The organism is Faecalicoccus pleomorphus DSM 20574 (assembly GCF_000420345.1).
Classification (GTDB): Bacteria; Bacillota_I; Bacilli_A; order Erysipelotrichales; family Erysipelotrichaceae; genus Faecalicoccus; species Faecalicoccus pleomorphus.
This window is the reverse complement of record NZ_ATUT01000038.1, coordinates 1-2,936: the sequence shown is the minus strand read 5'-3', so window position 1 is coordinate 2,936 and position 2,936 is coordinate 1. Positions and strand designations below refer to the sequence as shown.

The following is a 2,936-nucleotide window of genomic DNA, read 5'->3' as shown; positions in this document are numbered from 1 at the left end:
AGGGGAGCCTCTCCTTTTATTATGGGTAAATATATGGATAAGGCAAAAGAGGAAAAAATAGTAGAGCTGGGCAAATATTGTCTTGAACATGGAATTGGTCTGAAGATTTAAAGAAGATCTTTTCAAAGAAAGAAACTACAGATAATATCCATTATCACAGGCCGTTGACAAAGTCGCTCTTTGAGCTGACTTTGTCATTCGGCCTTTTTTAAACTCCACTTTTATTAAAAAAAAGATGAATTTAAGTTTTATTTGGTTCAAAACAAATCATAAATTAGACTTTTCCTACCACTTTTTTTTAAATGTTTTTATCAGATCTCAAATTAGGTAGTTTGTCAACAAGCTGAAACACCTTCTGCCGAAGGTGTTTTTTTCTCGAGCACAGGCTTGATATCCATTTAGCCTAACTGAATTATGGCATAAACAAAAACTGTATCAATACTTAATATTATTTATTTTGTACCAAGTAATATGCCTCGGAACATGATTGTACTGTATAATAAAATTAATGAAATAATGGAGGATATATAGTATATGAGAAAATGTATTCGTTGTAATTGTGAAATGAAAGAAGAATATGGGCTAAAAATTTCAGCTGTTTTAGCAGGAGTTGCACCAGTTATTCTTTCAAAAGGACAAGGAACTTTTAGTGAAGATCTAGGAAAAATAAAAGCGGCAGTATGTCCTTATTGTGGTGAAGTTAGTCTTTATATTGATGATTTAAAATCAATAAAATAAGCATAAACGGAATAAAAAATAAAAGGCACCAGAATCATCTGATCTGGTCCCTGTCAAGTGGACACATTAAATAAGTAAAAATTCCTGCCCAATTGGTATTATGCTGATTGGGCTTTGTTTTTAAGTGATTCCTTATATTTTGATATTCTAGGATTGAATGCAATTGGATACTGATTTGGTGACTCATTGCCCAGTGCTTCATTCCTTACTTCCATAGGCGTTTTGGAGTCGAATCTCGATTGATAACGACGATTGTTATAAAAGTCGATATATTTGCCAATAGCTTCAATTAAATCTTCTTTATCGTGAATCTCGTACATTTGATACATCTCCGTTTTAATGATTCCCCATAGGCCTTCCGTAGGGCCATTATCCAAACAACAGGCTACTCTTGACATCGATTGCTCCATTCCCTGTTCTTTCAACTTACTTTGAAATATCGGACTTTTATATTGATATCCTCGATCTGAATGAAATAACGGATGCGCGCCTGGATTATTCTTGATTGCCTGCTCAAACGTATCGAATACTAGCGCATTGTCATTTCGCTTACTAATTGCCCACGCAATGATCGAACGATCATACAGGTCCATAAATGCGTTCAGATAAAGCTTATCTGTTGCATGTGGCACCTTGAATTCTGTCACATCCGTAGTCCACTTTTCGTTCGGCTTCGATGCTTCAAATTCTCGATGAAGTATGTTCGCAGCTGTTTGATCCGCTTTATTTGCGACTGTGCAACATGTTCTTGTTCTTCGAATGGTTGAATGAATATTTTTGATCTTCATGATTCGGTGAATCCGTTTCACGTTATAGTGCTTATCATAATCGCGATTGATGAACATACACATTCTGCGATACCCCAGGATGCCGCCATACCTTTCATCATATTCTGCGATGATATCTGATAACTCGATATCTTCCTGTTCATTGTCGGAAATCGAGCGATTTAGCCATTTGTAATATGAGGAGCGCCTGATACCTAAGCATTTGCACATCCATTGAATGCTGTAATTTTTTTCCTCGTGAAGTTCCTTGACTGCTAGATATTTCGCTTCGTTCTTTGCCTTGGAGAAGATCGCCTCCTTTCGATTTCCTGCACTTTTTTAATAGCTCGTTCTCCATTTCTTTTTCCTTGAGCTGGCGCTCCAGTAATTTGACTTTGCGTTCCAATATTTCGATGTCACTTAATTGATCTTCGCTCTTGTGCTGTCCACGACGATCGACAAGACCATCATCTCCAAGGGACTGGTACTTCTTGACCCATTGATACACCTGCGTGTAAGAAACATCAAATACTTCGGCAGTCTTCTTATAGTTTGTTTCATGCTCCAAACAATACTTTACGATTTCAATGCGTTCATCTAGTGTTGTGTTTCTGCTACGATCTTTCATATATACCTCCGGCTTAGGGTCGTAATCCTTAAGCATTTCAAGGTTATTATACTTCATGATCCATCGTCGTAGCGTTTCTCTTGAAGGAATATCATATCGAATAGCCAAATCTTCCATAGAGCCTCCGCCGTTCAAATAAGCTTCAACCACTTGTTGTTTAAACTCTTTCGTATAGGCAGCATTATGTAATTTTATATCAAATGCACTGGCACCCTTTGATTGGTATGATTTTGCCCATCTATGAATCGTATTACAATAAATACCATATTCCTGAGAGAGCTCTGCTGCACTTTTCTCTCCATCTAGATATTGTTTGCAGATACATACCTTCATATCAGCAGATAATTTTGGCTTTCTTCCCATAGAAAAATCCCACCTCCATAGATACACGTTTATTTATTTCGTGTGTCCACTTTAGTGGGATCATATCATCATCTAATGCCTTTTATTTACTCCATGATTTACCCCACCAGGATTGATTGGGTGGCTCTTTTTTTGTTTCTGAAACGTCTGTTTTTGACTCGAATAATTTAATTTTATTCTCTGCAATGAGCCTAGACGTATAGAGCTGCCACTCTATACGTCATTTTAGATAAAATAAAAACCACTCTCTGCCAAGAGTGGTTTTTTGATGGCGAATTTTTATATTCCTTTGCCTACTTGGATTATAGCATTTTTGGAAATATAGTCAATTTCTATCATTTATAGTTCTATACTGAAAAAATCGGGTGATACCTTTTTAAAAGTATTGTGTTGTCCTTTATTAATTGAAGTATAGATTCTTCTTCAGAATTTAGAATTTA

At 36.2% G+C, this 2,936-nt stretch carries 3 protein-coding genes; 1 reads left to right on the top strand and 2 read right to left on the bottom strand.

Annotated features, from left to right (window positions below):
- Window positions 1–564 precede the first annotated feature (564 nt).
- Window positions 565–738 carry a hypothetical protein gene (locus tag G413_RS0110415; protein ID WP_244910576.1) on the top strand — a complete coding sequence of 58 codons (174 nt, stop codon included), beginning with the start codon at window positions 565–567 and terminating at the stop codon, window positions 736–738.
- 98 nt (window positions 739–836) lie between these two features.
- On the opposite strand, the gene G413_RS0110410 is transcribed toward G413_RS0110415, so the two are convergent.
- Together G413_RS0110410 and G413_RS11570 are read right to left on the bottom strand one after the other, a co-directional pair.
- Window positions 837–1,745, bottom strand: a complete 909-nt coding sequence (locus G413_RS0110410; RefSeq protein ID WP_244910601.1) for an IS3 family transposase — start codon at window positions 1,743–1,745, stop codon at window positions 837–839.
- Entirely contained in the window at window positions 1,666–2,496 is an 831-nt protein-coding gene (locus tag G413_RS11570; protein WP_022790795.1) for a helix-turn-helix domain-containing protein, read from the bottom strand. The genes G413_RS0110410 and G413_RS11570 overlap by 80 nt, the downstream gene beginning before the upstream one ends.
- Between the last annotated feature and the right edge of the window lie 440 nt (window positions 2,497–2,936).